Here is a 22,342-nt window from a genome sequence, read left to right as displayed (position 1 = left end):
TTCACCATGAAACGGCTGACCAGGCGTTTGGTGCCTTAGTCCCTGCCGTTGGCCCAAGGACGGTCGAATCGGGCGCGATCCGACAGCACCGTGCGATTTTTCTGGCGAAACCTGGCGCATCGCAAAAGCGTGGCCAGACCAGCCGACGACGTATATAAGGCCTGCGGCTCAATTCCGGCTTTCCGCGCCCTCCCGACGCGATATGACATTAAGGACAGGTCAATGCCCGCCTATCGTTCCCGCACCACCACCCATGGCCGCAACATGGCCGGCGCCCGCGGCCTGTGGCGCGCCACCGGCATGAAGGACAGTGATTTCGGCAAGCCGATCATCGCCGTGGTCAACTCCTTTACCCAGTTCGTGCCAGGCCATGTCCATCTGAAGGACCTCGGTCAGCTGGTCGCGCGCGAGATCGAGAAGGCAGGCGGCGTCGCCAAGGAATTCAACACCATCGCCGTCGATGACGGCATCGCCATGGGCCATGACGGCATGCTTTATTCGCTGCCGTCGCGCGAGCTGATCGCCGACTCCGTCGAATACATGGTCAACGCGCACTGCGCCGACGCCATGGTCTGCATCTCCAATTGCGACAAGATCACCCCCGGCATGCTGATGGCCTCGCTGCGCCTCAATATCCCGACCGTCTTCGTCTCCGGCGGGCCGATGGAAGCCGGCAAGGTGGTGCTGGCCGGCAAGGCACAGGCGCTCGACCTCGTCGACGCCATGGTCGCGGCCGCCGACGACAAGATCTCCGACGAGGACGTCAAGGTCATCGAGCGCTCGGCCTGTCCGACCTGCGGCTCCTGCTCCGGCATGTTCACCGCCAATTCGATGAACTGCCTGACCGAGGCGCTCGGCCTGTCGCTGCCCGGCAACGGCTCGACGCTCGCCACCCACGCCGACCGCAAGCGCCTGTTCGTCGAGGCCGGCCATCTGGTCGTCGATCTCGCCCAGCGCTACTACGAGCAGGACGACGAAAGCGCGCTGCCGCGCAGCATCGCTTCCAAGGGCGCGTTCGAGAACGCCATGGCGCTCGACATCGCCATGGGTGGCTCGACCAACACGGTGCTCCACATCCTTGCCGCCGCGTATGAGGGCGACGTCGACTTCACCATGGAAGACATCGACCGCCTGTCGCGCAAGGTGCCGGTGCTCTGCAAGGTGGCGCCCGCCAAGTCCGACGTGCACATGGAGGACGTCCATCGCGCCGGCGGCATCATGGCCATCCTCGGCCAGCTCGACCGCGCAGGGCTGATCAACCGCGATCTGCCGACGGTCCACACCGCGACGCTCGGCGAAGCGCTCGACCATTGGGACATTTCCCGCACCTCCGCTGCGAACGTGCGCGATTTCTTCCTCGCCGCTCCCGGCGGTGTGCCGACGCAGGTCGCCTTCAGCCAGGACCGCCGCTGGGACGAGCTCGACCTTGATCGCGAGAAGGGCGTCATCCGCTCGGCTGAGACGCCTTTCTCCAAGGACGGCGGCCTTGCCGTGCTGAAAGGCAATCTGGCCCTCGACGGCTGCATCGTGAAGACCGCCGGCGTCGATGAATCGATCCTGAAATTCACCGGTCCGGCCCGGGTCTTTGAGAGCCAGGATGCCTCGGTCAAGGCGATCCTCGGCAATGAGATCAAGGCGGGCGATGTCGTCGTCATCCGTTATGAGGGGCCGCGCGGCGGACCCGGCATGCAGGAAATGCTCTACCCGACCAGCTACCTGAAGTCGAAACGCCTCGGCAAGGCTTGCGCGCTGATCACCGACGGCCGCTTCTCGGGCGGCACGTCGGGTCTGTCGATCGGCCATGTCTCGCCGGAAGCCGCTGAAGGCGGCGCGATCGGCCTGGTCCGGGACGGCGACAGGATCGAGATCGACATCCCCAACCGCACCATCCGCCTTGCCATCAGCGACGCCGAGCTCGACGCCCGCCGCGCGGCGATGACGGCAAAAGGCGCGGATGCCTGGAAGCCGGAGGAAAAGCGCAAGCGCAAGGTGACGACCGCGCTGCGTGCCTACGCCGCCTTCGCCACCAGCGCCGACAAGGGGGCGGTGCGGGTCGTGCCGGAGTGATCGATCGAGGTTAGTGGTACTGGCCGTACCAAGGCCATTCCGCATCCGGAAGATAGGGCCAATCCGTTCGGGTTGGCAGCGATCGCTTTGCGTCCTCCGCTTGCTGCGGCGTCAGGAAGATGCCGAAAAGATCATTTCCGCCGTTCAGCGCATAGAAGCGCACGTCCGAACCGGCGAGTTGGTCGTTGATGATCTTGAAGAACACGTAGGTGGCCGTACCCCAGCTTCTGCCCTCGCTTTCCGGAACGTCCGGAGCGTATAACACGTATTCCTGCCCGGCTGCGCGCACGGCATATCTGGTCGTGTGTGTGTCGACGCTCTCCTCGATTGCGGTCGGGTTTTTCACATACTGCCGAAGCTCGGGCAAAACCTCTTGATAGGTCGTCGCCATTCCTTGTTCGGCGAGATTTTCCGCGTCGAGGTGACGCGCCTTGTCGTAGTCGAGGGCCATTGCAGGAGATCGCACGGCAAGGGTGCCCAACAAGGCCGATCGTAGAAAGGATATGAGCCGAGCTGCGCGCACAATCGCACTCCGTTATGGCATCAGCTGATACTCATAAAGTTTCTGATACACCCCGCCCTGCTTGAGCAGGACCTTGTGCGGGCCGCTTTCCACCACCTTGCCGCCCTCCAGCACCACGATCGTGTCGGCCTGGTGCACCGTTGACAGACGGTGAGCGATGACGATCGTCGTGCGCCCGACAGTGAGCTGCTGCAGCGCGTCGCGGAACAGCGCCTCCGACTCGGCGTCGAGCGCGCTGGTCGCCTCGTCGAGCAGCAGGATCTCGGCGTCGCGCAGCATGGCGCGCGCGATCGAGATCCGCTGGCGCTGGCCGCCGGACAGCAGCGAGCCGTTCTCGCCCACCTCCGTCTCGTAGCCCTTGGCCATGGCGGTGATGAAGTCATGCGCGTTGGCCGCCTTGGCGGCGGCCATCACTTCCGCGTCGGTCGCGTCCTCCCGGCCGAGGCGGATGTTGTGCATGACGGTGCCGGCAAACAGGAAAGTGTCCTGGCTGACATAGGCGATCTTTCCCCTGAGCGAGGCGAGCGTCGCATGGGAGATGTCCTGGCCGTCGAACAGCACCTTGCCGTCCTGCGGGTCGTACATGCGCATGATCAGGTTGAGGATCGTCGACTTGCCGCTGCCTGAAGGGCCGACCAGCGCCGTCATCCTGCCCGCCGCGAGCGTGAGGTTGAAGCCCTCGAAGACTGGCTGGCTTTCCGGGTAGGCGAAGCTGACATCCTCGAAGCGGATTTCGCCGGGCCCAGCCCGCAGCGGCCTCGCGTCGGGCTTTTCGGCCAGGGTCAGCGGCCGGTCGGCGAGCTGGAACATCATGCGCACGCCGACGATGCCGGTCTCCAGCGAAATGCGCACGCGCGCCAGGCGCTTCGCCGGCTCATAGGCGAGCAGCAGTGCCCCGATGAAGGCCATGATGTTGCCCGGCATCTGGCCGCCCTGCAAAACCAGGAAACCGCTCACAAAGACCGCGCCGGCGATCGCCAGTCCGGCGAGCGTTTCCATCACCGGACTGGTGGCGGCTTCCAGCGTGGCTATGTTGTTGGCGCGGTTCTCGACATCGGAAACCGCCGTGTACATGCGCTTGCGCATCGCGCCCTCGAGATTGAAGGACTTCACGACACGCACGCCGACGGCCGTCTCCTGCATCACATGCACGATCTGGCCGAGCGAGCGGAATTCCATCTTGGCAATCTGGCGGACGCGCTTCAGGATCCGGTTGACGCCATAGATGGCCACGGGCCCGATGACGAAGCAGATCAGGGACAGCGCCGGCTGCTGCCAGATCATGACCAATACCAGCACGATCAGCGTCACCAGGTCCCGCACATAAGACGTGACGACGAGGTCGAGCACGCTGCGCGCGGCCTGCGCATTGTTGGTCATGCGGGTGATCAGATCGGACGACGAGGTCGCATGGTAGAATTCTATGCCTTGCGCCAGGATGCGGTCATAGATCTTGCGCTGACGGTCGGCGATAATGGCGTTGCCGACGCGGCTCATGAAATAGGCCTGGACGAAATTGGCGACGCCCTTGAGAAGGAAGATCACCGCGACCCCGACCGCGATCAGATTGACGCGGTCGAGCCTCTTATAGATCACGAATTCATTGGTGATCTCTTTCAGGATCCAGGCGCTGGCGCCGGTCGTGGCGGCAACCACCAGCATCGACAGTATGGCGGCGCCATAGCCGAATTTGTGCTCGTGGAAGGATTCCCTCACCAGCCTCGCGATTAGGCGCTGGTTTTCCGTCGAGCGGAAGAAGCGAAACAATCGGCCGATCCCATGCCTGGCTGAAACGAATTTCGGATTCGCCACGAGGGCGAGAGGCGGCTTATAGAGCGAGTTGCCGCCGGATGGAACCTTTCGCACTTGCGCAACGAAACGACCGTGGCAGGGTGTCTTTTGCGCCACGACGGCAAGCTGATTCTTCAGGGGATGACGCAGATGGATTTCGACCTCATCGTGCGCGGCGGCACGCTGCCTGATGGCAGGGTTGCCGACATCGGCATCGCCGGCGAGACGATAGCGGCGATCGAGCCCGAACTCGCCGCCAAGGCAGGGGACGTGATCGACGCGCGTGGCAATCTGGTTTCGCCGCCCTTCGTCGACCCGCATTTCCACATGGACGCCACGCTCTCCTACGGCATTCCGCGCATCAACGCGTCGGGCACGCTGCTCGAAGGCATCGCGCTGTGGGGCGAGCTGAAGCCGCTGTTGACGCATGAGGCGGTGCGGGAACGGGCGCTCGCGTATTGCGACTGGGCGGTGTCGATGGGGCTGCTTGCCATCCGCACCCATGTCGATGTCTGTGACGACCGGCTGCTCGCGGTCGAAGCGCTCCTCGACGTCAGGAAGACGGTGGCGCCCTATATCGACCTGCAACTCGTCGCCTTCCCGCAGGACGGGCTTTACCGGTCGCCGACGGCTCGTGAAAACACTATCCGCGCGCTCGATCTCGGCGTCGACATTGTCGGCGGCATCCCGCATTTCGAGCGCACCATGGCCGACGGCACGCGCTCAGTAACCGAGCTCTGCGAAATCGCCGCCAAACGCGGCCTCATGGTCGACCTGCACTGCGACGAGACCGACGATCCGCTGTCGCGCCACATCGAACAGCTTGCCTATGAGACCGAGCGGCTCGGCCTGCAGGGCAGGGTGGCCGGTTCGCACCTCACCTCCATGCATTCGATGGACAACTACTACGTCTCCAAGCTGTTGCCGCTGATCGCCGAGGCCGGCGTGTCGGCGATCCCCAATCCGCTGATCAACATCATGCTGCAGGGCCGCCACGACACGTTCCCCAAGCGACGCGGCCTGACCCGGGTGAAGGAGATGCTGGCGCTTGGCATCCGCGTCGGCTGGGGCCAGGATTGCGTGCTCGACCCCTGGTATTCGCTGGGCACCGCCGACATGCTCGACGTCGCCTTCATGGGCCTGCATGTCGCCCAGATGTCGAGCCCTGCCGACATGGCGCGCTGTTTCGACATGGTCACCAACGTCAATGCCGCCATCATGGGCCTCGACCACCTCGGGCTTGCCGTCGGCAAGCGGGCGAGCCTCGTGGTACTCGACGCCGGCAATCCGATCGAGGCCGTGCGCCTGCGCCCCGATCGCCTCTGCGTTATCGCCCGGGGCAAGGTGGTGGCGGAACGGACCAAACAGGAGACGCGCCTGTCGATTGCCGGCCGGCCGTCACAGGTGAACCGGCGGCACACATCGGCGTAGCGCCAGCCGATTCCCGGCGCTGGTCTTACCGATTGCCCGAATTCCGCTCGTCAAACCGGCTGCTTGCGTCTAGGGAGCCGGTATGGCTCCATCGCTCGCCCGCAACCTCACGATCAGGAACGTTCTCCTCGCCGGCATCCTCTTGATGCTGGCTGGCGATTTCATGTTCGCGCTGAACGATGCGATGGGCAAATGGCTGGTCGCTTCCTTCTCCGTCGGCCAGGTGGTGCTGGTCCGCTCGATCGGCGCTTTCATCGTGCTTGGCCCGATGATCGTCAGCCAAGGGCCCGGCAAGCTGTTCGATATGGAGCGGCCGGTCTTGCAGCTTCTGCGCGTTGTCGCCACCACGCTCGACACCGGGCTGTTCTATGCCGCCGTCGTCTACCTGCCGCTCGCCGACGTGATGAGCTTCTACATGGCCGGACCGATCTACGTCGCCGCGCTGTCGCATCTGCTGCTCGGCGAGAAGGTCGGCTGGCGCCGCTGGCTGGCGATCGTGGTCGGCTTCTGTGGCGTGCTGGTCATCCTGAAACCTTCCTCGGCCGCCTTCTCGCTGTCGTCGGCCTATGCGCTGATCGGCAGCATCGCTTTCGCCTTCGCCATCATCCTCAACCGTCGCCTGCGCGGCACCAGCGACACCACGCTCGTCACCTGGCAGACGATCGGCACGCTGCTGGTCGGTGGGGTCTTGACCATCGGCGCCTGGCGCACACCGTCCGCGCTCGATCTCGGCGCCCTTCTGCTGCTCGGCGTCGTCTCCTGCTCCGCGCACCTGATGATCACCAGGGCGCTGAAGCTGGCGCCGGCCTCGACGCTGGCGCCGCTGCATTACAGCCTGCTTCTGTGGGCGATCGTCTTCGGGCTGGCCTTCTTCGGCGACGTGCCGAGCCCCCGCATCCTGGCCGGTTCGGCGATTGTTGTGCTTGCCGGCATCTTCATCTTCCATCGCCAGAAGGTGGTGGAGACGGTGGTTCCCCCGGAGAACGTGCCGAAGGGCGTGAACTAGGGCTCGCAGTTCTGGCGGCTAACCCTTGCGTATCGCCGCAAGGTGCAGCGAGAACTCCGCCGTCTCCATCAACGCCTTGCAGCGGACGAAGCGGCCGTCGGCATAGGCGCGGAAATCGTCGACCGGATTGTTGTTGGCGAGCTGGATCAACCCCCACAGCGTCCAGAGAAGGTCGCACATGGCCTTGTAGATGACGACGCGGCCGCGCTCGGCGGGCTTCGGCGCGCGGCCGAAATAGGCGAGCATCAATTCCTCGTCCTGCGCGGCGTCGAACTTGCCTTCGACGGAGAGATCGCCGAGGTCCCAGTGCGGATCGTTCATGCCCGAATATTCCCAGTCGACGATCCACATCCGGTCGCCCGTATCGAGAAAATTCTCGCACAGCGGATCGCAGTGGCAGGCGACAATGGGAATGGGGTGGGTTGCAAGTGCCGCCCGCACGCTGTCGGCCTCCCGCACCACGTCGTGATAGCCTTCGGGCAGCGCGACATCCTTGGTCGACAGCACCTTGAGATAGTCGTCGATCATCGCAAACAGCTCGAAGCGGAACGGAAACATCGCGCCGGATGAGTGCAGCTTGCGGAAGGCTTCCCCCGCGCGTGCCGGGCTGCCGGGCCTGGTCTTGAACTTCTCCGGCGACATCGTCTCGGCGCCGGCGACATAACGGGTCACCAGCACACCAGTTCCCGCGTCGGCATGCAGCACCTCGGGGCTGACGCCGGCCTTGGCCGCCTCGCGCGCCGCCACCGCCTCATTGGCACGGTTGATATACTCCTCTGTGCCCTTGCCGGGGATGCGCAGGCAAAGATCGCCGGCCCTGTAGACGAGATTGGTCAGGCCGCCGAGCCGCTCCAGCGGTCCCTGGTAGCCCGCCAGCACCGGAATCGCGGCCAATGCCGCGCGTGCCTCGTCCATCACTATGCCCCCGTGTTTACCTTCACACCTTGTTTATGGAGGAACGGTTCCACAATTTTCGCCATTTGGCTATCATCCGATCAGAGTCGACTCGATCAGGCGGCGGCAACAGAAAGATGGCAGACAGCAAGCATCTTGGACCGCTCACCGCGGCCTACGCGGCGAAGCGGCCGGAAGAGGTGGCAGCACTTTACGACCGCTGGTCCGAGACCTACGACGCCGACATGTCGGCGGCCGGTTATCGCCATCCGACGATCTGCCTGGCGCTGATCGCCCGCCATCTACCGCGCGGCACCGCGCCGCTGCTCGATGCCGGGGCCGGCACCGGCCTGATCGGCGAATGGCTTGCCATCACTGGTTACCCCGAGGTCGAGGCGCTGGATATTTCGCAAGGCATGCTGGACAGGGCTGCCGCCAAAGGCGTCTACACGGCGCTTCACTGCCTGGCGATGGGTGGGCCATTGCCCTTCGCGGACAACGCCTATGCCGGCATCGTCTCGGCAGGCGTCTTCACTTCAGGCCATGTCGGCGCCGAGGGTCTGGACGAGTTGATCCGCATCTGCCGGCCGGGCGGGGTGATCGTGCTGACGGTCAAGAACACGCTGTGGGAGGCCGGCTTTGCTAAGCGCGTCGCCGCACTCGAGGCAGGGCGCACGGTCGGCCGCGTCGAAGAGACCGCGCCCTATGTCTCAATGCCCGGCGAGGCCGACACCGTGCCCAGCCGCGGCCTAGTCCTGCGCGTGATCTGAGGCCCTAGGCTTTGACCTTTTCCCCGGCCGGATCGTACAGCGGCTCGAGATGGATCTTTGCCGGCGTCCGCTCCATCGCCACCACCAGCTCATAGTCGCCGGAGGCGAGAAAATCGTCGCCCACGCCGGCTGCGTTGCGCACATAGCCGTAGCCGATGTTCCTTCCCAGCGTGTAGCCATAGCCGCCGCTGGTGAGGTAACCGACAGGCTCGCCGTTGCGCAGGATGGTCTCGCGTCCGACCAGCACGATCGCGGGGTCGTCGACAGTGAAGCCGGCAAAGCGTTTCTTCAGCGCCTCGCCGGCGGCGTTCTCTAGTGCCCTTCGGCCGACGAAGTCGGTGTTCTTGCGAAGCTTCACCGCCCAGCCGAGGCCAGCCTCCTGCGGCGTGTCGTTGGGCGTGATGTCGGAACCCCAGGCGCGGTAGCCTTTCTCCAGCCGCAGCGATTCCAGCGCCCGGTAGCCGATCGGGCGAATATCGTGCGCCTCGCCCGCCGCCATCAGCGCGTCGAAGACCTCGCCCGTCGCTGCGATCGGCACATGCAGTTCCCAGCCGAGCTCGCCGACATAGGTGACGCGCAACGCCTTGACCGTGTGGCCGACGATCGTGATCTCGCGCGCATGGCCGAACGGGAAGGCGGCGTTGGAGACATCCGCGTCGGTCACTGCCGACAGCACGTCGCGGGCGCGCGGCCCCATAAGCGTCAGCGTGCCGAAATCCTCTGTGACATCCTTCAGCGCCACGTCGAGCCCCTTGCCGACATGGTCCTCGATCCACGACAAATCATGCGTGCGGAAGCCGGTGCCGGTGACGATGTAGAACCTGTCCTCGCCGAGCCGCGACACGGTCAGGTCCGCCTCGATGCCGCCGCGCGTGTTGAGGAGTTGCGTATAGGTCAGCCGGCCGACCGGCTTGTTGACGTCGTTTGCGCAGATCCAGTCGAGCGCTTTCAAGCCATCCGCGCCGGTCATCTCGTATTTGGCGAAGGACGACTGGTCGAAGATGCCAACCTTCTCGCGCACATGCCGATGTTCCTCGCCGACCGCCGGGAACCAGTTCTGCCGGCCCATGGTGTAAATGTCCTGCGGCTCCACAGGGTCGGGCGCGAACCAGTTCGGCCGCTCCCAGCCGAGCTTCGAGCCGAACACGGCGCGGTGCTGCCTCAGCCGCTCATAGAGCGGCGAGACGATGCGCGGCCGGCCCGACAGATATTCCTCATGCGGAAAGCCGATCGTGTAGTGCTTGCCGTAGGCTTCCAGCGTGCGGTCGCACACCCATTGCCGATCGCGGTGCAGGTTGGAAAAGCGCCTGATGTCGACCACCCAGAGGTCGAGCGGTGCCTCGCCGTCGACCACCCATTGCGCCAGCACCCAGCCGGCGCCGCCGCCCGACGCGATGCCGAAGGCGTTGAAGCCGGCGCCGACGAACATGTTGGCGCATTCGGGTGCCGCGCCGAGGATGAAATTGCCGTCCGGAGTGAAGCTTTCCGGCCCATTGATCATCTGCTTGACGCCGGCATGGGCCAATGCCGGCACACGCTCGATCGCCTGCGCCATATGCTGCTCGAAATGATCGTAGTCGTCGTCGAACAGCCGGAATTCCCAGTCATTGGGAACGTCGCCTGTCGTCCAGGCTTGCGGGTTCGGCTCATAGCCGCCCATCACCAGCCCGCCGACCTCTTCCTTGAAATAGGTGCGGCGGTCGGGGTCGCGTATCGTCGGCGCGTCGGTCGCCAGCCCCTCGATCTTTTCGGTGATGATGTACTGGTGCTTGACCGGCTGCAGCGGCACGTTGATGCCGGCCATCGCGCCGACCTGGCGGGCCCACTGGCCGGCGCAGTTCACCACCTTGTCGCAGGCGATGTCGCCCTTGTCGGTCTTCACCGCGGTGATGCGGCCGTCCTTCATGTCGAAGCCGGTGACGCGCACCTCCTCGAACAGTTTCGCGCCATGTATGCGCGCGCCCTTGGCCAGCGACTGGGTGATGTCGGAGGGACTCGCCTGCCCGTCGGTCGGCAGCCAGGAGGCGCCGACGAGGTCGCCGGTCTCCATCAGCGGCCACATCTTTTTCACCTCGTCCGGCGACAGCAATTGCATGTCCATGCCGAAGCTCTTCGCCGTCGTCGCCAGCCGCTTGAACTCGGTCCAGCGGTCGGCATTGGTGGCCAGCCTGAGGCACCCGGTCATCTTCCAGCCGGTGGCGAGTCCGGTCTCGGCCTCCAGTCCCTTGTAGAGCTCGACGGAGTATTTCAGCACACGCGTGATCGAGGCCGACGAACGCAGCTGGCCGACCAGCCCGGCCGCGTGCCAGGTCGAGCCCGACGTCAGCTTGCCCTGCTCCAGAAGCACGACATCTGCTTTGTGGTCGCGCGCCAGATGATAGGCCGTCGAGCAACCGATGATGCCGCCGCCGATGACGACGATTCCGGCGTGGCCGGGCAGGCTCATGGGGTCAGCCTTCCGTATTTCGTTTGGTAGCTTTCCAGCGCCGTCGCCAGCCGCGTCAGGTTTTCCTCGGTGTAGGCGACGTAGTCGATGCCGGGCGCGTCGAGATAGAGCTCGGAGACCATGCTCCACATCGCCTCGCGCAGCAGCGAGGCGCACTGCATGGCGGCGTGCGAGCGGCGGATCGCGTCGTCCGGCTCCTTCATGAAATAGGCGGTGAGCAGGGCGAAGGATTCGTCGTCGCTAAGCCCGGCATTCGAGGCGGCGCCCGCAAGGTCGAACATCGCCGTGTTGAAGCCGGCATACTCGAAGTCGATCAGCCACAGACGGCTGCCGTCGTCGAGAATATTGGCCGGCAAAAGATCGTTGTGGCCGAAGACGATCGGCAGCAACTTCTGCGCCCGCTCCAGCTCGTCTGCCAGCGCCAGGTAGCGGGGCAACTCGTCGCGTTTGCGGCTGCCGCCGTCCTCCAGCGTGCGCGCATAGTCGCGGATGACGTGGAACACCCAGAACATGAACCCGGCGCCGGAAATATGGCTAGGCATTTCGCGGTGGAAGCCGCGCATCAGTGCCGCGACGCGGCCGATATTGGCGCGCACGTCCTCGCCCGTATAGGTCCTGGCACCGAGATACTGCGTCACCATGATGCCCGGCTCGGAGTAGCGCACCGCCGGCGCGAAGCCCGCGGCATGCGCCGCGCGCGAGGTCATCACCTCGCGCTCGCGAAAGACGTGGTGGAACGGAAAATCCTGGCCGAAGCGCACGACATGCCGGCCGGACCCATCCTTGACCAGATAGTTGGCATTGCTCAGTCCTCCCGGCAGCGGCTCAATGTCGATCGTGCCGGTCCAGCAGGGCAGGGCGCGGATGCGGTCTTCAATGGTCACGGTCTATCCCTGGTTCGGCGGCGCTTCGACAAACCGCCGCAGACAGCGCGCGATGGAGATTGGTAATGCAAAATTCTCGTCGGTGCGGGACGCCAGGACCGGTATCCCGCACCGCACCGACGAGCCCCTTGGCCAGGTTTGTGATCCCGGCATCCGCCCCCGCGGATCTGAAAATTCCTTGCGCCAGGCCCATTCCGGGCTGTCTGGCCGGTCAATTGCGGTTCTGCCCCGATTTGGCAGTTCCGAGCCTGTCATGCCCTTGATCTCACGCCAGTGTTGATCGGCTGTCAATCAAAAGCTGTGACTTTTTTTGGGTGTTTTGCCCGAAAATATGAGCATTTCCTTTAAAAACGGCAGGATTGCCCTAGAATCGGTCAAAATCCTGGAAACCCATATATGATCCATTCGAAACGGCATGGCGAGATCCTGCGGCTCCTGAACGAGGAGGGCACCATTACCATCGCGAGCCTGGCCGACCGGCTGGGAGTCTCGCTGGAGACCGTTCGCCGCGATGTCAAACCGCTCACCCATGACGGGTCGATCCTGAAGATGCATGGCGCCGTCAGCCTGTCGGCGATGGCCGGCGAGGCGCCGTTCGAGCGGCGCATGCGCGAGAATGCCGACGCCAAGCGTGCCATCGCCCGCATGGTCGCCGCCACAATCCGCGACGGCGAGTCTGTCATGCTCGACACCGGCACGACCACCTCGTTCCTCGCTCGCGAACTTTTGGGCCACCGGCGTCTTACCGTCGTCACCAATTCGTCCGACATCGCCCGCACGCTGGCCACCGTCAACGGCAACAAGGTCTACATGGCCGGCGGCGAGTTGCGCAGTGATTCCGGCGCCGCCTTCGGCGTCTCGGCCATCGACTTCGTCAGCCGCTTCTCCGTCAGCCATGCGGTGATCTCCATCGGCGCGGTCGACGCCGTCGCCGGCCTGATGGACTACGATCTGGAAGAAGCGGAATTCGCCCGCATGGTGCTGTCGCGCGGCCAGCGCTCTGTGGTGATCACCGATCAAAGCAAGTTCGGCCGCCAGGGGCTGGTCCGGGTCTGCGGCTTCGACGGCTTCTCCGAACTCGCCACCGACCGGACGCCGCCGCGCGACATCGCCGCGGCGCTCGCCGAGGCCGGCGCGCGAATCAGCGTTGCGGCCGGCGAGGACGAGAGCCGGTAAGGCCAAGACAGTGTGCTGTGGGCCGGACAGCGGCCCGCTTTCCTTCCGCGCCTCGCCAGTGTTTAGTCCCGCCATGGCTTTCACCATCCGCCAGCTGCAGTTCTTCGTCGCCGTCGCCGAGCAGGGCACCGTGTCCGGCGCCGCGCAGAACCTCTCCATCTCCCAATCCTCGGTCACTGAGGCGATCAAGGAACTGGAAAGCGACCTCGGCGTCGAACTGTTCGAGCGCCATCCGCGCGGCCTCAACATCACCCACAAGGGCCACCAGTTCCTGCGCCACGCGACCAAGATCCTCGCCGATGTGTCGGACGCCCGCCGCGCCTTCTTCGGCGACCAGCTGGTGACCGGCGGCCGCCTCCAGCTCGGCGTCACCTCGCTGGTCGCCGGCTATGTGCTGTCCGATCTTCTCGCCCGCTACCGTCGCGCCTATCCCGGTGTCGAGGTCTCGGCCATCGAGGACAATGGCGACTATCTCGAGCACCTTTTGATCGGCGGCAAGCTCGACATCGCCGTCATGGTCACCTCGAACCTGCGCGACCGCACCGCGCTGCAGTCGGAAATCCTCGAGGTCTCGGCCTATCGCCTGTGGGTGCCGCTCAGCCACAAACTCGCCAGCGCCGACATTATCGATCTTAGCGACATCGTGTCGGAGCCGCTGATCATGCTGACCGTCGACGAGATCGAGGAGAACACCGGCAAGCTGCTCGCGGCGCTCGGCGCCAGGCCGCATGTCGCCTTCCGCACCCGTTCGGTCGAGGCGGTGCGCAGCCTCGTCGCCACCGGCGCCGGCGTGGCGCTGCTGCCCGACCTTGTCTACCGGCCATGGTCGCTGGAAGGCGACCGCATCGAGTCGCGCGATATTTCCGGCGCCTTGCCGGTGGTCCAGGTCGGCATGGTCTGGCGCCGCGGCTCCAGCCTGCCGCAGGCCGCGCGCGACTTCATCGGCCTTGCCCAGTCGCAGCGCATGGTCCGCCAGCGTCCGTGACGAGCTGGCCGCCTTTAGCCATCGGAAAAACCGATATCGCCTTTCTGATAAATGAATTTGCGAAACCTGGAATTTCGCAGCAACCTCCGGTTAGGGAACCAAAAGCCGCCGCTGAGTGCGGCCCCTTGGAGCGCCGCCCATTTTCCTGGTTGGTGGACGCTTCAATGTTTTGAGGGTGCGCATGATCTTATCGGAGACATGCGCCAAAATGGGAGATCGATGATGAATTCATTCCTGAAGTCGTGCACTGCATTGACGGTCGCGCTGACCTTCTCCGGCCAGGCCATCGCCCAGGTCAAGGAGCTCGGCAAGGGCGAGGGCGAGGTCAACATCGTCGCCTGGCCGGGCTATATCGAGCGCGGCGAAACCGACAAGGGTTATGACTGGGTGACCGCTTTCGAGAAGGAGAGCGGCTGCAAGGTCAACGTCAAGACCGCCAACACGTCGGACGAGATGGTCTCGTTGATGAACGAGGGCGGCTTCGACCTCGTCACCGCGTCGGGCGATGCTTCGTTGCGCCTCGTCGCCGGCAAGCGCGTCCAGCCGATCAACACCGATCTCGTCCCGAGCTGGAAGAGCGTCGACGACCGGCTGAAGGACGCCCCCTGGTTCACGGTCGACAAGGTGCACTACGGCGTTCCCTATCAATGGGGCCCGAACGTGCTGATGTACAACACCGACGTCTTCAAGGAAGCGCCCAAGAGCTGGAATGTCGTCTTCGAGGAGATGAACCTGCCCGACGGCAAGTCGAACAAGGGCCGCGTCCAGGCCTATGATGGTCCGATCCACATCGCGGATGCCGCCAACTACCTCATGTTCCACAAGCCGGAACTCGGCATCAAGGATCCCTACGAGCTGACCGAGGACCAGTACAAGGCGGCGCTCGACCTGCTGCGCGTCCAGCGCACGCTGGTCGGCCGCTACTGGCACGATGCCGCGATCCAGGTCGACGACTTCCAGAACGAGGGCGTGGTCGCCTCGGGCTCGTGGCCGTACCAGGTCAACACGCTGGTCGCCGCCAAGAAGCCGGTCTCCTCGACCATTCCCGAGGAGGGCGTCACCGGCTGGGCCGACACCACCATGATGGAGGCCGACGCCGCCCATCCGAACTGCGCCTATATGTGGATCGAGCACTCGCTCTCGCCTAAGGTGCAGGGCGATGTCTCCGCCTGGTTCGGCTCGCTCCCGGTGGTGCCGGCCGCCTGCAAGGGCAACGAGCTGCTCGGCGAGGAAGGCTGCAAGACCAACGGCTACGACAATTTCGACAAGATCAAGTTCTGGAAGACGCCGGTGTCGAAATGCGCCAGCGAGAACGACCAGTGCGTGCCCTATTACCGCTGGGTGTCGGACTATATCGGCGTCATCGGCGGACGGTGAGTTCTTGCCCTCCCAGTGCGGGAGGGACGACGCGCAGCGTCGGGGTGGTTTGGCCGGGCAGGTTCCCCGCTACCACTCCGCCCGCGGCTTCCCCGCGACCTCCTCGTTGAGGGGGAGGTGAAGTGCCGTAGCATTCGCGCTGCCCGCTTGCTGGCGGCGAGAGCGATTTCGACCAAAGACAAACCGGCTAAAGACTGACAACTCATGACCTCGGCCGTATCCTTTCAAAAAGTCTCCCGCCATTTCGGCAGCGTTCGCGCCGTCGACGCCGTCGATCTCGACATCGCGCCTGGCGAGTTCTTCGCCATGCTTGGCCCGTCGGGCTCCGGCAAGACAACTTGCCTGCGCCTGATTGCCGGTTTCGAGCAGCCGACGTCGGGCTCGATCTCGATCTTCGGCGAGCGCGCTGAGGGCGTTCCACCCTATCGGCGCAACGTCAACACCGTCTTCCAGGACTATGCGCTGTTTCCGCATCTCAACGTGCTCGACAACGTCGCCTACGGGCTGATGGTCAAGGGCGTCGGCAAGCCGCAACGGCACAGGGCGGCGGAAGAGGCGCTGTCGCTGGTCAGGCTTCCGGGCTACGGCGGCCGCCGTCCAGGCCAACTCTCCGGCGGCCAGCGCCAGCGCGTTGCGCTCGCCCGCGCGCTCGTCAACCAGCCCAAGGTGCTGCTGCTCGACGAGCCGCTCGGCGCGCTCGACCTCAAGCTGCGCGAGAACATGCAGGAGGAATTGAAGTCGCTGCAGAAAGTGCTCGGCATCACCTTTGTCTTCGTCACCCACGATCAGGGCGAGGCGCTGTCGATGGCCGATCGGGTCGCCGTGTTCAACGACGGCAAGATCATGCAGATCGGCACCCCGGAAGACATCTACCAGCGCCCGAAGACGCGCTTCGTCGCTGATTTCGTAGGCTCCTCCAACGTGCTGCCGCCGGATTTCGTCCAGCGCTATTCCGGCCAGCGTCGCTGGGGCAGTCTGCGCCCCGAATCCATCCGTATCGCGCGCGAGGCGAGCGGCGACGGCGTTGCCGCCCGCCTGGTCTCGACCAACTATCTCGGCGCGACCACCAGGCTGGCGCTCGATGCCGACGGCTTGCGGCTGCACGCCGTGGTGCCCGCGGGCGTCGCGCTGCCGGTGGAAGGCGAAGCCGTCATGCTCACCTTCAACCGCGATCAACTGCACTTGATGGATGAGCCGGCATGAGCATCGAGGCGACGATACCGTCGAAGGTTGCCCCCGCCATCCTGCCAGGCAGCGGCGGGCCGCGCGGCGCGCTGTCCGACCTCTTCTGGCGCCGGCCGAAGCTGTTGCTGCTGCTCATGCTGCTGCCGCCAGTGCTGTGGCTCGGCATCGTCTACGTCGGCTCGCTGTTCGCCCTGCTGGCGCAAAGTTTTTTCTCCATCGACGAGTTCTCCGGCCTCATCAACCGCGAGTTCACGCTGAAGACCTATGGCGACCTGTTCCAGGCCGCCAATCTCGACATCATCCTGCGCACGGTGACGATGGCGGCCCTCGTCACGCTCGCCTCGGCGATCATCGCCTTCCCCATCGCCTACTACGCGGCGCGCTATGCGCGCGGCCGCTGGAAGGCGCTGTTCTATCTTGGCGTCATGCTGCCGCTGTGGTCGAGCTACCTGGTCAAGGTCTATGCCTGGAAGCTCATCCTCGCTAAGGAAGGCATCCTCACCTGGCTGCTCGGCAAGCTGAACCTGTTGTGGCTGCTCGACGCCTGGCTGGCGCTGCCCGTCGTCGGCGGCAATTCGCTGTCGGTCTCCTTTACGGGCACCTTCATCGCCTTCGTCTATGTCTGGCTGCCGTTCATGATCCTGCCCGTCCAGGCGGCGCTCGAGCGCGTGCCGGGCAATCTGGTCGAGGCCTCGTCCGACCTCGGCGCCTCGCCCGGCCAGACCTTCCGCAACGTGCTGTTCCCGCTGGCGCTGCCCGGCATCGTCGCCGGCTCGATCTTCACCTTCTCGCTGACACTGGGCGACTACATCATCCCGCAGATCATCGGCACCTCGCGCCTGTTCATCGGCCAGGCCGTCTATTCGCAACAGGGCACGGCCGGCAACATCCCGCTCGCCGCCGCCTTCACCGTGGTGCCCATCGTCATCATGGGCTTCTACCTCTGGGGCGCCAAGCGCATGGGGGCCTTCGATGCGCTCTGACGGCTCGCCTTCCGCCCCGCTCGGCCTGAAGATCGCCGCCGCCTTCGGCCTGCTCTTCCTGCACCTGCCGATCCTGCTGATCTTCGTCTATGCCTTCACGACCGAGGAGAAGAGCTTCGTCTGGCCGCCGCCGGGGCTGACCACGCAATGGTTCGCCGTCACCTGGAACCGGCCGGATGTGTGGGAGGCGCTGTCGCTGTCGATCCGCGTCGCCGCCATCTCGACGGCGATCGCGCTGGTGCTGGGCACGCTCTGCGCCGCCGCCGTCTCGCGCGCGCGCTTCTTCGGCCGCGAGACCATCTCTTTGCTGGTCATCCTGCCGATCGCGCTGCCCGGCATCATCACCGGCATCGCGCTGCGCTCGGCCTTCGCGCTGGCCGACATCCCGTTCTCGTTCTGGACGATCGTGCTCGGCCACGCCACCTTCTGCGTGGTCGTCGTCTATAACAATGCCGTCGCGCGCTTCCGCCGCACCTCCGGCTCCATGATCGAGGCCTCGATGGACCTCGGCGCCGACGGCTTTCAGACCTTCAGGCATGTCGTGCTGCCCAACATCGCCACCGCGCTGCTTGCCGGCGGCATGCTCGCCTTCGCGCTGTCCTTCGACGAGGTCATCGTCACCACCTTCACCGCCGGCCAGCAGCAGACCGTGCCGATCTGGATGCTTGAGGAACTGATCCGCCCGCGCCAGCGCCCGGTCACCAATGTCGTGGCCATGGTCGTGGTTCTGGTGACGCTGCTGCCGATCCTCTTTGCCTATTACCTGACCCGCGACGGCGACCAGATCGCTGGTTCGGGCAAATGAAGAACAGCGAATAGGGAATAGCCAATAGCGAATAAGGGAAAAGTCGACCGCCAACCCTATTCGCTACTCGCTATTCGCTACTCGCTCCTGATCAAGGAGAAATCTTATGGACACCCAGATGCTGATCGGCTCGACCTTCGAGAAGGGCGCCGAGACCGAGGAGCCGATCCTCAATCCGAAGAACGGGGCGACCATTCTCAACCTGCCTGAAGCCAGCCCGGCGCAGATCGAGGCGGCTGTCAGTGCCGCCGAGCAGGCGTTCGTCAGTTGGTCGCGCACCACGCCGGCGCAGCGCTCCGGCTACCTCTTGAGGATTGCCGACCGCATTGAGGCCGAGGCCAAGGAATTTGCAGCACTGGAGGCGCTGAACTGCGGCAAGCCGATCAACGCCGTGCTCAATGACGAGATCCCGGCGATCGTCGACTGCTACCGCTTCTTTGCCGGTGCCGTCCGCTCCATGCCCGGCCAGGTCGCCGGCGAATACCTGCCCGGTCACACCTCGATGGTCAGGCGCGACCCGATCGGCGTCGTCGCCTCCATCGCGCCATGGAACTACCCGCTAATGATGATGGCCTGGAAGCTGGCGCCGGCGATCGGCGGCGGCAACACCGTCGTCTTCAAGCCGTCCGAGCAGACGCCGCTGACGGCGCTGAAGCTGGCCAGGATTCTCGCCGAGATCCTGCCGGAAGGCGTGGTCAACGTCGTGCTCGGCCGCGGCGAAAGTGTCGGCAACACACTGATCAACCATGCCAAGGTCAACATGATCTCGATCACCGGCGACGTCGCCACCGGCAAGAAGGTGCTGCAGGCGGCCGCCAAGTCGGTCAAGCGCACGCATCTGGAACTCGGCGGCAAGGCGCCTGTCATCGTTTTCGACGACGCCGATCTCGGCGCGGTGGTCAACGGCCTGCGCGCCTTCGGCTATTATAATGCCGGCCAGGACTGCACAGCCGCCTGCCGCATCTACGCCGGCAAGAAGGTCTACGAAAGACTGGTCGCCGATCTCTCCTCAGCCGTCTCGACCATCAGGTACAACCGCCCCGACGATACCGAAAACGAGATCGGCCCGCTGATTTCGCGCCGCCAGCGCGACCGCGTGTCGAGCTTCGTCGAGCGCGCCTCGGAGCTGAAGCACATCGAGATCACCACAGGCGGCAAGCCGGGCGAGGGCTCGGGTTTCTACTACCAGCCGACGGTCGTTGCCGGCGCGCTGCAGGAGGACGAGATCGTGCGCCGCGAGGTGTTCGGCCCGGTCGTCTCGATCACCCGCTTCTCGGAAGTCGACGAAGCGGTAAACTGGGCCAATGACAGCGACTACGGCCTTGCCTCGTCGGTGTGGACCAAGGATGTCTCGCGCGCCATGGCGACCGCCGCCCGCCTGCAATATGGCTGCACCTGGATCAACACCCACTTCATGCTGACCAACGAGATGCCGCATGGTGGGCTGAAGCAGTCCGGCTACGGCAAGGACATGTCGCTCTACGCGTTGGAGGACTACACCGCCGTCCGCCATGTGATGGTGGCGTATGGCTAGCGCCTAACCTCAGAAGCGTTCGGAAGTAAGGATGGAGGGGGGCCGCCATCCTTAAAGTATTCACCTAACCGGTTGCTGTCTGTTAATCCTGTTGAACTGTCGCCACATGGCGACAGACGGCAGATTTACTGAATATTCAACCTGTGCGAGCAGCTTTGCCGGCGGGAAACCGCACAGCGGGGGTTCGCGCATGACTGTCTCGAAGATCAAGCTGACAATGATCGGCGGCTTCTGCCTGCTGGTTGCCTTCTTCTGTGCCAGGGACATCATCGCCAAGAGCGGCTGGCCGCAAGTGCCGGCCGAGATCACGGCGGTCACGGTCGAATGCCTGATGGAATCGACCCAGCACAGGATCGTCTACAAGACGGTCAGCAGCGCCTCGATCCCATGCGAATTGGTTGAAGCATTCAAGTCGGTCCATGCCGACAAGGAATGGACGGTGAAACAGAAATTCACCGGCACCTTGCGTGTCGGCGCCGGCGCGGACGCCGTCGAGGCGACCATGGACTTGAACAAGAGCGGGGGGCGTGAGCCGCAGGTAGGCGACAAGCTCGTGGTTGTTCAGAATCCGGCGAAGGCGACCCAGGTCGAACGGGCCGGCATGACCGGAACGCGTGTCATGCTGGCCGTTGGTGCGGCGGCGCTCGGCGCCCTGCTCCTGTTCCTCGCGTTCAGGCGCCCGCGTCCGTCGTCCGCGAATGTGGCGGCCGCAGGCTTGCCGGGAGACAACGCCTCCGAGCGCGCGCGCCAGGCGGACGCCATGATCGCTGCGGCATTGGCCAAACAGGCTACCTTGAACAATCAGGGCCCGGCAGGCCGCCAGGCGGCCGCAGGGCTGGCGCGGGAAGCACGTCTTTCGGGTCAGCGCACGAGTTTCGGCCGCAAGAGCTAACCGACACCTGTCGCCCAAAAACCGTGAGCGGCTCTGGGCGACAGGCATCTAATTGGGGGCCAGCGCGGCTACTCGACGATCCGGAAGATCTGCCAGACATTGGTGCCCGATACGACAAAGGGCTCCATCGCCTTGCCCCATTTGGCATGCGCCTCGATCTTGCCGAGCTTGGCGAAGAATGCCTCCAGCTGGGCCAGGCTTTCGACCTCGTGGTGCGACTCGATCCGCGATTCATGCGCACCGATCGATCCGGTCATGATCTGGAACTTCAAATCGGCGATGCCGACCTGCGATCCGACCTCGCGCTCCCATTGCCGCATCATGTCGAGCACGGTCTGCTTGTGACCGAACTTGGCGTCGATCTGCCATCTGGCGCTGAACATCGTCGTTCTCCTCCGAGGTTGCGGCCCGAGCATGATCGCGAAAAACGCAATCCGGTTCGGAAAGGATCATGCTCCGACACTGGAATGGAGCCCCTCCCGCTTCGATCGGGATGGACAGGCTCCGCTGTTGAATTATCCGCAGTTCACCTACTCGTCCCAGGCCTGCACGACGGTCTGCCTCGCGATCTGGCCGTTCTTCAGCTCCAGCATCGCCGCGCAGAACACCTTGGTGCCGTCCGGATAGGCGCAGGCCTGGGTGAAGGCGAGGTTGGCGCCATCGGCGATGGTGGTGTCGACCTTATGGGTCATCGCCCGGCTGCAGATGTCGTCCCAGAAGGTGGTGATCGCCGCGCGGCCGCGGATTTCGCGCGGCTTGCTCGGCGGATTGTTGCGGTCGATCACCCGCACCAGCGCGTCGTCGGTGTAGAAGCTCGCCAGCAGCTTGCCGTCGCGGCCTTCGATTGCCTTCTTGATCGCAGCGCCGTCCACCAGTTGAGTTTTGGTCAGCATTTTCTCCTCCATGGCCCGCCGTCAGGCGGGACGTTCGATTGATCGGAGCGCTGCCCGGCACCAGCGCCGGGCAGGCGCATTTCCTCATTGCGACTTCGCCTTGACGGCGGCGAACAGGTCGTCGGTCTGCTTCTTGAAGGAGGCGAGATCGACCTGGCTGCCGTTGAGGATCGTCGACCAGTGGCGCACGATGGCCGCCATCGCGATCGCCTCCTTGATCTCCTCGTCGGTCGCGCCGTTGAGCTTGGCCGCCTCGGTGTGGAAGTAGATGCAGTACTGGCACGGAATCTGCGAGGCCACCGCAAGGCCCATCAGTTCCTTGGTCTTGCCGTCGAGCGCGGTGTTGGGATTGAGCTGCACGCCCTTGATCTCGGCCCAGGCGCCGGCAACCGCCACATCGGGCAGCGTCTTGAACATGTCGGGCACTGAACCGAGCGTCGCCTGGATGTCCTTGTAGGCAGCGGTGGCCGAGGCGTCTTCGGCTTTGGCGGGAGCAAGAGTGAAGACCGCGCCAATGCCTGCCGCGATCACCAGCGATTTGAATGTCCGGTTCGACTTCTCCATCTCATCCTCCATTGGCAGGTGGTTCGCGGCGAAATCCGCCTGTCCTGCATGGAGAAAATCCTAGCGCTCTGCCGCGCCGAGCCGCTTCGCCCAAAAGCGCCATGGCTCTCATGGCCCGTCCGGGCCAGTGTGCCTG

At 64.6% G+C, this 22,342-nt stretch carries 20 protein-coding genes; 12 read left to right on the top strand and 8 right to left on the bottom strand.

Annotated elements, in window-relative coordinates:
- Positions 1-222 precede the first annotated feature (222 nt).
- On the top strand, positions 223-2,067 hold the full coding sequence (gene ilvD, locus EOA33_RS01030) for a dihydroxy-acid dehydratase (RefSeq protein WP_127404750.1): 1,845 nt from the start codon (positions 223-225) through the stop codon (positions 2,065-2,067).
- 10 nt (positions 2,068-2,077) lie between these two features.
- Here the strand turns inward: ilvD and EOA33_RS01025 are convergent, their stop codons facing one another.
- Entirely contained in the window at positions 2,078-2,518 is a 441-nt protein-coding gene (locus EOA33_RS01025) for a hypothetical protein (protein ID WP_126056779.1), read from the bottom strand.
- Positions 2,519-2,602: 84 nt separating this feature from the next.
- On the bottom strand, positions 2,603-4,357 hold the full coding sequence (locus EOA33_RS01020) for an ABC transporter ATP-binding protein (RefSeq protein ID WP_127404749.1): 1,755 nt from the start codon (positions 4,355-4,357) through the stop codon (positions 2,603-2,605).
- Between the two features lie 174 nt (positions 4,358-4,531).
- Between EOA33_RS01020 and EOA33_RS01015 the strand changes: the two genes are divergently transcribed.
- Both EOA33_RS01015 and EOA33_RS01010 read left to right on the top strand, forming a co-directional pair.
- On the top strand, positions 4,532-5,812 hold the full coding sequence (locus EOA33_RS01015) for an amidohydrolase family protein (protein WP_126056777.1): 1,281 nt from the start codon (positions 4,532-4,534) through the stop codon (positions 5,810-5,812).
- Positions 5,813-5,894: 82 nt separating this feature from the next.
- Complete coding sequence (locus EOA33_RS01010) at positions 5,895-6,818, top strand: DMT family transporter (protein WP_127404748.1); 924 nt, start codon at positions 5,895-5,897, stop codon at positions 6,816-6,818.
- 18 nt (positions 6,819-6,836) lie between these two features.
- On the opposite strand, the gene EOA33_RS01005 is transcribed toward EOA33_RS01010, so the two are convergent.
- Positions 6,837-7,739, bottom strand: a complete 903-nt coding sequence (locus EOA33_RS01005; protein ID WP_126056775.1) for a phosphotransferase family protein — start codon at positions 7,737-7,739, stop codon at positions 6,837-6,839.
- Between the two features lie 110 nt (positions 7,740-7,849).
- On the opposite strand from EOA33_RS01005, the gene EOA33_RS01000 reads away from it, so the two are divergent.
- Positions 7,850-8,482 (top strand): methyltransferase domain-containing protein, encoded by a 633-nt coding sequence (locus EOA33_RS01000; protein ID WP_127404747.1) that lies wholly within the window; start codon positions 7,850-7,852, stop codon positions 8,480-8,482.
- 4 nt (positions 8,483-8,486) lie between these two features.
- Here EOA33_RS01000 and EOA33_RS00995 read toward each other — a convergent pair whose 3' ends face one another.
- Together EOA33_RS00995 and EOA33_RS00990 are read right to left on the bottom strand one after the other, a co-directional pair.
- A complete protein-coding gene (locus EOA33_RS00995; protein ID WP_127404746.1) occupies positions 8,487-10,928 on the bottom strand; it encodes an FAD-dependent oxidoreductase in 2,442 nt (813 codons plus the stop codon).
- A complete protein-coding gene (locus EOA33_RS00990) occupies positions 10,925-11,812 on the bottom strand; it encodes a phosphotransferase family protein (protein ID WP_127404745.1) in 888 nt (295 codons plus the stop codon). Before EOA33_RS00990 ends, EOA33_RS00995 begins: the two co-directional genes overlap by 4 nt.
- A gap of 396 nt (positions 11,813-12,208) precedes the next feature.
- Here EOA33_RS00990 and EOA33_RS00985 point away from each other — a divergent pair, with 396 nt between their 5' ends.
- From EOA33_RS00985 to EOA33_RS00950, 8 genes are all read left to right on the top strand, one after another.
- Positions 12,209-12,988: a DeoR/GlpR family DNA-binding transcription regulator gene (locus tag EOA33_RS00985; RefSeq protein WP_127404744.1), complete on the top strand. Its 780-nt coding sequence runs from the start codon at positions 12,209-12,211 to the stop codon at positions 12,986-12,988.
- A 73-nt stretch (positions 12,989-13,061) separates the two neighbouring features.
- Positions 13,062-13,973: a LysR substrate-binding domain-containing protein gene (locus EOA33_RS00980; protein ID WP_126056770.1), complete on the top strand. Its 912-nt coding sequence runs from the start codon at positions 13,062-13,064 to the stop codon at positions 13,971-13,973.
- A 222-nt stretch (positions 13,974-14,195) separates the two neighbouring features.
- Positions 14,196-15,350 (top strand): ABC transporter substrate-binding protein, encoded by a 1,155-nt coding sequence (locus tag EOA33_RS00975; RefSeq protein WP_127404743.1) that lies wholly within the window; start codon positions 14,196-14,198, stop codon positions 15,348-15,350.
- 204 nt (positions 15,351-15,554) lie between these two features.
- Positions 15,555-16,553: an ABC transporter ATP-binding protein gene (locus EOA33_RS00970; protein ID WP_126056769.1), complete on the top strand. Its 999-nt coding sequence runs from the start codon at positions 15,555-15,557 to the stop codon at positions 16,551-16,553.
- Positions 16,550-17,518 (top strand): ABC transporter permease, encoded by a 969-nt coding sequence (locus EOA33_RS00965; protein WP_127404742.1) that lies wholly within the window; start codon positions 16,550-16,552, stop codon positions 17,516-17,518. Before EOA33_RS00970 ends, EOA33_RS00965 begins: the two co-directional genes overlap by 4 nt.
- Positions 17,508-18,323 (top strand): ABC transporter permease, encoded by an 816-nt coding sequence (locus tag EOA33_RS00960; protein ID WP_127404741.1) that lies wholly within the window; start codon positions 17,508-17,510, stop codon positions 18,321-18,323. Before EOA33_RS00965 ends, EOA33_RS00960 begins: the two co-directional genes overlap by 11 nt.
- 106 nt (positions 18,324-18,429) lie before the next feature.
- On the top strand, positions 18,430-19,857 hold the full coding sequence (locus EOA33_RS00955) for a gamma-aminobutyraldehyde dehydrogenase (RefSeq protein WP_126056766.1): 1,428 nt from the start codon (positions 18,430-18,432) through the stop codon (positions 19,855-19,857).
- Positions 19,858-20,047: 190 nt separating this feature from the next.
- Positions 20,048-20,749, top strand: coding sequence for a hypothetical protein (locus EOA33_RS00950; protein WP_127404740.1), 702 nt, complete (start codon positions 20,048-20,050; stop codon positions 20,747-20,749).
- 68 nt (positions 20,750-20,817) lie between these two features.
- Here EOA33_RS00950 and EOA33_RS00945 read toward each other — a convergent pair whose 3' ends face one another.
- From EOA33_RS00945 to EOA33_RS00935, 3 genes are all read right to left on the bottom strand, one after another.
- Positions 20,818-21,132, bottom strand: coding sequence for a hypothetical protein (locus EOA33_RS00945; RefSeq protein WP_126056764.1), 315 nt, complete (start codon positions 21,130-21,132; stop codon positions 20,818-20,820).
- 147 nt (positions 21,133-21,279) lie between these two features.
- A complete protein-coding gene (locus EOA33_RS00940; protein WP_127404739.1) occupies positions 21,280-21,642 on the bottom strand; it encodes a nuclear transport factor 2 family protein in 363 nt (120 codons plus the stop codon).
- A gap of 84 nt (positions 21,643-21,726) precedes the next feature.
- Positions 21,727-22,206: a carboxymuconolactone decarboxylase family protein gene (locus EOA33_RS00935; RefSeq protein ID WP_127404738.1), complete on the bottom strand. Its 480-nt coding sequence runs from the start codon at positions 22,204-22,206 to the stop codon at positions 21,727-21,729.
- Positions 22,207-22,342: the final 136 nt, after the last annotated feature.

The organism is Mesorhizobium sp. M4A.F.Ca.ET.050.02.1.1 (assembly GCF_003997725.1).
Lineage (GTDB): Bacteria > Pseudomonadota > Alphaproteobacteria > Rhizobiales > Rhizobiaceae > Mesorhizobium.
Note: the sequence above shows the minus strand (reverse complement) of the source record. Positions and strands in the feature narration are given on the sequence as shown.

Bases quoted from the DNA above. Each gene is read 5' to 3' on its own strand.
- ilvD (WP_127404750.1), top strand. From the start codon at position 223: ATGCCCGCCTATCGTTCCCGCACCACCACCCATGGCCGCAACATGGCC.
- EOA33_RS01025 (WP_126056779.1), bottom strand. From the start codon at position 2,518: ATGGCCCTCGACTACGACAAGGCGCGTCACCTCGACGCGGAAAATCTC.
- EOA33_RS01015 (WP_126056777.1), top strand. From the start codon at position 4,532: ATGGATTTCGACCTCATCGTGCGCGGCGGCACGCTGCCTGATGGCAGG.
- EOA33_RS01010 (WP_127404748.1), top strand. From the start codon at position 5,895: ATGGCTCCATCGCTCGCCCGCAACCTCACGATCAGGAACGTTCTCCTC.
- EOA33_RS01000 (WP_127404747.1), top strand. From the start codon at position 7,850: ATGGCAGACAGCAAGCATCTTGGACCGCTCACCGCGGCCTACGCGGCG.
- EOA33_RS00995 (WP_127404746.1), bottom strand. From the start codon at position 10,928: ATGAGCCTGCCCGGCCACGCCGGAATCGTCGTCATCGGCGGCGGCATC.
- EOA33_RS00985 (WP_127404744.1), top strand. From the start codon at position 12,209: ATGATCCATTCGAAACGGCATGGCGAGATCCTGCGGCTCCTGAACGAG.
- EOA33_RS00980 (WP_126056770.1), top strand. From the start codon at position 13,062: ATGGCTTTCACCATCCGCCAGCTGCAGTTCTTCGTCGCCGTCGCCGAG.
- EOA33_RS00975 (WP_127404743.1), top strand. From the start codon at position 14,196: ATGAATTCATTCCTGAAGTCGTGCACTGCATTGACGGTCGCGCTGACC.
- EOA33_RS00970 (WP_126056769.1), top strand. From the start codon at position 15,555: ATGACCTCGGCCGTATCCTTTCAAAAAGTCTCCCGCCATTTCGGCAGC.
- EOA33_RS00965 (WP_127404742.1), top strand. From the start codon at position 16,550: ATGAGCATCGAGGCGACGATACCGTCGAAGGTTGCCCCCGCCATCCTG.
- EOA33_RS00960 (WP_127404741.1), top strand. From the start codon at position 17,508: ATGCGCTCTGACGGCTCGCCTTCCGCCCCGCTCGGCCTGAAGATCGCC.
- EOA33_RS00955 (WP_126056766.1), top strand. From the start codon at position 18,430: ATGGACACCCAGATGCTGATCGGCTCGACCTTCGAGAAGGGCGCCGAG.
- EOA33_RS00950 (WP_127404740.1), top strand. From the start codon at position 20,048: ATGACTGTCTCGAAGATCAAGCTGACAATGATCGGCGGCTTCTGCCTG.
- EOA33_RS00945 (WP_126056764.1), bottom strand. From the start codon at position 21,132: ATGTTCAGCGCCAGATGGCAGATCGACGCCAAGTTCGGTCACAAGCAG.
- EOA33_RS00940 (WP_127404739.1), bottom strand. From the start codon at position 21,642: ATGCTGACCAAAACTCAACTGGTGGACGGCGCTGCGATCAAGAAGGCA.
- EOA33_RS00935 (WP_127404738.1), bottom strand. From the start codon at position 22,206: ATGGAGAAGTCGAACCGGACATTCAAATCGCTGGTGATCGCGGCAGGC.